The following is a 3,652-nucleotide window of genomic DNA, read 5'->3' on the forward strand; positions in this document are numbered from 1 at the left end:
GGCCGGGTGCGTACGGTGTCCGGTGTGCGCCTGCTCCTGATGTCCGACACCCATCTGCCCAAACGCGCCAGGGAACTGCCCGCCGAGATCCTCGCGCGGGTACGGGAGGCCGACGCGGTCGTCCACGCCGGCGACTGGGTGGACGAGGCCACGCTCGACCTCCTCGAAGCGCGCTCACGGCTCCTGGTCGGTGTGTACGGGAACAACGACGGGCCGCGGCTGCGGGCGCGCCTGCCGGAGGTGGCGCGGGCCGAGTTCGGCGGGGTGCGGTTCGGCGTCGTGCACGAGACGGGGGCGGCTCAGGGGCGCGAGCGCAGGTGCGAGGAGCGGTTCCCCGATCTGGACGTGCTGGTGTTCGGCCACAGTCACATCCCGTGGGACAGCACCGCTCCCGGCGGGTTGCGGCTGCTGAACCCGGGGTCGCCGACCGACCGGCGCCGGGAGCCCTGCCGCACGTACATGACCGTCGTCGCGGAAGGCGGGCGGCTGGGCGAGGTCCGGCTGCACCGGCTCCCGCCCCGGCGCGTCACGCCCGGCCGGTGAAGCGGGGGTCCGTGCCCGGACCCGGCCCGGCCGGTCCCCGGCGCGGGCGTGGCGCGCGCCGGGGCGGGCCCTTTCTGTCGTTATGTTCCATCCGGACGGGCGCGCCGGACCCGCGCGCGCCCTGCCGAGCCTCCGCTGACGCAGCACCGGACGAGAGACGCGATGAGACTTCGTGCCACGGCCACCCGGCGACTGGCCCTCCTGCTGACCCTGATCGCCGGCCTGGCGGCCCTCGCTCCGCCCGCCCCCGCCGCGCCCGGCGGACCGGCGCACGACAGGACGGCGTACGACCACAACCCTCCCTGCCCGGCCTCCGTGCCGTACCGGTCGGGCGATTCGGGCTACACCACCTTCCGCATCCCGGCCGCCCTCCACGTGCCCGGCGGCGCGCTCCTCGCCTTCGCCGAGGGCCGGCGCAACTCCTCGGCGGACGACGGTGACATCGACCTGGTCCTGCGGCGCTCGTTCGACGGCGGATGCACCTGGCAGCCCCTCCAACTGGTCGCGGACGCCGGTACGGACACGGTCGGCAACCCCGTGCCGGTGATCGACCCCCGCAGCGGAGACGTCGTGCTGGTGACCTGCCGGACCCTCGGCGGCGCCACGAAGCGGCAGATCACGTCGGGCAGGGTCGCCGCGTCGGTCCGCCGCGTGTACGTGCAGCGCAGCGCCGACGGCGGCCGGACCTGGTCGCCGCAGCGGGACATCACCGAGGCGGCCAAGCCGGCCGACTGGCGCTGGTACGCCGTCGGGCCCGGCCACGCCGTCGCCCTGCGCCGGGGGAGCCACCCGGGCCGGCTGCTCGTACCGGCGAACCACAGCTCGGGCGCGACCGGGCGCAGCGGCGCGCACTCCCTCTACAGCGACGACGGCGGGCACACCTGGCGCGTCGGGTACGTGAGCGGTTCCGTCGACGGCCCCCTCGCGCTCAACGAGAGCACGCTCGCCGAACTCCCCGACGGCACGGTCTACATCAATTCCCGGGATCACGACCGGACCGTCGAGGGCTCCCGCGCGGACGCGTACAGCGCGGACGGCGGGCTGTCCCTGTCCGTGCCCTTCCGGGCCCAGCCGGGGCTGACGGGCCCGATGGTGCAGGGCAGCGTGCTCCAGGTCGCGGGGCCGCCGTCGCGCGGTCCCCTGCTGTACTCCGGCCCGTCGCACCCGGACAGCCGCCGCCTGATGCAGGTGCGGGCCAGCGACGACGGCGGGCGTTCGTGGCGGCCGGTCTGGTCCGTGTCGCGGGACTTCGCCGGTTACTCCGACCTGGTGCAGACGGGCGTGGGCCGGGTGGGGCTGCTCTACGAGACGGGGCCGCGGGCCACGCACGAGACCATCCGCTTCGCCCGTCTCCCCCATGACGCGCTGTCAGCCGCCTGGTGAGGGCGCTCACGCGTGCGACAGCGCGAAGGACACCAGGAAGCCGCTGACCGTGATCAGGCCGATCGCCAGGTGGGCGTCCTCGAACGCCTCCGGGATCATCGTGTCGGCGATCATCGCGAGGATCGCTCCGGCCGCCACCGCCGTCACCGCGGCGATCACGGCGGTCGGCAGCGCGCCGACGACGGCGTAGCCGAGCACCGCCGACACCGTGCTCGCGGCGGCGATGCCGCCCCAGATGCCGAAGACGTACGCCTTGCCGCGGCCGGCCCGCCGCATGCCTGCGGAGCTCGAAAGGCCCTCGGGGACGTTGCTGATGAACACCGCGACCACCGTCACCGTGCTGACCGCCCCGCCGTCGACGAGGCTGACACCGATCACCGCCGACTCCGGCACCCCGTCCAGCAGCGCTCCGAGCGCCAACGCCAGGCCGGACCCGGCCTGCTGGGCCTCCGACGGCTGGGCCTGCCGGTGGCCGGACCGCTTGCGGTGGCGGGCCCCGCGCCGCGCCAGCCACATGTTGCCCACGGTGTAGGCCACCGCGCCGCCGACGGTCCCGATCGCCGCGGGACCCAGCCCGGCCTGGTCGTACGCCTCCTCGACCAGCTCGAAGGAGACCGCGGACAGCAGTACGCCGGCTCCGAACGCCATCACCGACGCCACCACCCACTGCGGGACGCGCACTCCGTAACCGACCGCGGCTCCCAGCAGCAGGGCCGAACCGGCCACCAGCCCCCACAACCCCGCAAGCACCACATGATCCATGGCGTCCCTGTACCCCGGAACCGCGCCCCGACAGCCGGACCGCGACACCTCGCACACCAACGGGGCGCGCGGCACCGGCGTGTGCGCGAGCCTAGCGGGGCGAAACGGCCGCGCGCGATGGCGTCCGGCCGTCCGGGCGCGCAGACTTGACGGTATGCCGGGTAAACGAAGCGCGGGTCTCCTCCTGTTCCGAAACGCGGACGACGGCAGCACCGAGGTGCTCATCGGTCACATGGGCGGTCCGTTCTGGGCCGGCCGCGACACCGCGTCCTGGTCGATCCCCAAGGGCGAGTACGAGCCGGACGAGACACCCGAGGCGGCCGCGCGCCGGGAGTTCACGGAGGAGCTCGGGCTGCCGGTGCCCCCGGGCGAGCTCGTCCCCCTCGGCGAGTCCCGTCAGAGCAGCGGAAAGATCGTCACCATCTGGGCGATCGAGGCGGATCTCGACCCGGCCCTGGCGCAGTTCGGCACGTTCACGATGGAGTGGCCGAGGGGCTCCGGCGTACAGCGGGACTTCCCCGAGATCGACGAGGCCGCGTGGTGCACGACCGAGCACGCGTACGAGCGGCTCGTCACGGGCCAGCGCGTCTTCCTCGAACGGCTCGCCCGGCACGTGGAGGCGCGGCGGGGGTGATCCCCGCCCCCGGCCGGCCTGCGCCTCGGGAGGTCATCGGGCGGGGCGGTCGTCGCGGTGGCCTTCCGCCGCGGCCGAGCGAGCCGGTCCGCGCGGACGGGGAAGTCGCCCAGCCGAGGCGTCGTATCCGGCCGGGCGCGACCAGGCCGCGGTGATTCACGCCACAGGGAGCGCGGGCCGTGTTCCCCGGGCGGCGCCCCATCAGCCCGGCGGCGGCGATCTTCTTGTACAGCCGCGCGAAGTCACTGCCCGGCTTCCGGGACGGCGCGGGCGGAGGGCGTACGGAGGTCTGCATTGACATGGTGACGAGTCCTTCTGGCGACGGCAGGG

The 3,652-nt window shown here is 74.7% G+C and carries 4 protein-coding genes and 1 pseudogene; 3 read left to right on the plus strand and 2 right to left on the minus strand.

Going from position 1 to position 3,652, the window contains the following annotated elements:
* Nucleotides 1-24: 24 nt before the first annotated feature.
* Both E2E34_RS32480 and E2E34_RS32485 read left to right on the plus strand, forming a co-directional pair.
* Nucleotides 25-543, plus strand: coding sequence for a metallophosphoesterase family protein (locus E2E34_RS32480; RefSeq protein ID WP_138905427.1), 519 nt, complete (start codon nt 25-27; stop codon nt 541-543).
* Nucleotides 544-705: 162 nt separating this feature from the next.
* Nucleotides 706-1,926 (plus strand): sialidase family protein, encoded by a 1,221-nt coding sequence (locus E2E34_RS32485; protein ID WP_138905428.1) that lies wholly within the window; start codon nt 706-708, stop codon nt 1,924-1,926.
* Between the two features lie 6 nt (nt 1,927-1,932).
* Here E2E34_RS32485 and E2E34_RS32490 read toward each other — a convergent pair whose 3' ends face one another.
* On the minus strand, nt 1,933-2,688 hold the full coding sequence (locus E2E34_RS32490; RefSeq protein ID WP_138905429.1) for a ZIP family metal transporter: 756 nt from the start codon (nt 2,686-2,688) through the stop codon (nt 1,933-1,935).
* Nucleotides 2,689-2,842: 154 nt separating this feature from the next.
* On the opposite strand from E2E34_RS32490, the gene E2E34_RS32495 reads away from it, so the two are divergent.
* Nucleotides 2,843-3,322 (plus strand): NUDIX hydrolase, encoded by a 480-nt coding sequence (locus tag E2E34_RS32495; RefSeq protein WP_138905430.1) that lies wholly within the window; start codon nt 2,843-2,845, stop codon nt 3,320-3,322.
* 184 nt (nt 3,323-3,506) lie between these two features.
* Here E2E34_RS32495 and E2E34_RS37580 read toward each other — a convergent pair.
* Nucleotides 3,507-3,623, minus strand: a pseudogene (locus tag E2E34_RS37580) (acyl-CoA desaturase); the annotation flags it as partial.
* Between the last annotated feature and the right edge of the window lie 29 nt (nt 3,624-3,652).

Origin of the sequence: Streptomyces albidochromogenes (assembly GCF_005981925.1) — a bacterium.
In the GTDB taxonomy this organism is placed as follows: domain Bacteria; phylum Actinomycetota; class Actinomycetes; order Streptomycetales; family Streptomycetaceae; genus Streptomyces; species Streptomyces albidochromogenes.

What these genes read in the sequence shown, in the direction of transcription:
- E2E34_RS32485 (WP_138905428.1), top strand. Translation starts at nt 706, where the DNA reads ATGAGACTTCGTGCCACGGCCACCCGGCGACTGGCCCTCCTGCTGACC.
- E2E34_RS32490 (WP_138905429.1), bottom strand. Translation starts at nt 2,688, where the DNA reads ATGGATCATGTGGTGCTTGCGGGGTTGTGGGGGCTGGTGGCCGGTTCG.
- E2E34_RS32495 (WP_138905430.1), top strand. Translation starts at nt 2,843, where the DNA reads ATGCCGGGTAAACGAAGCGCGGGTCTCCTCCTGTTCCGAAACGCGGAC.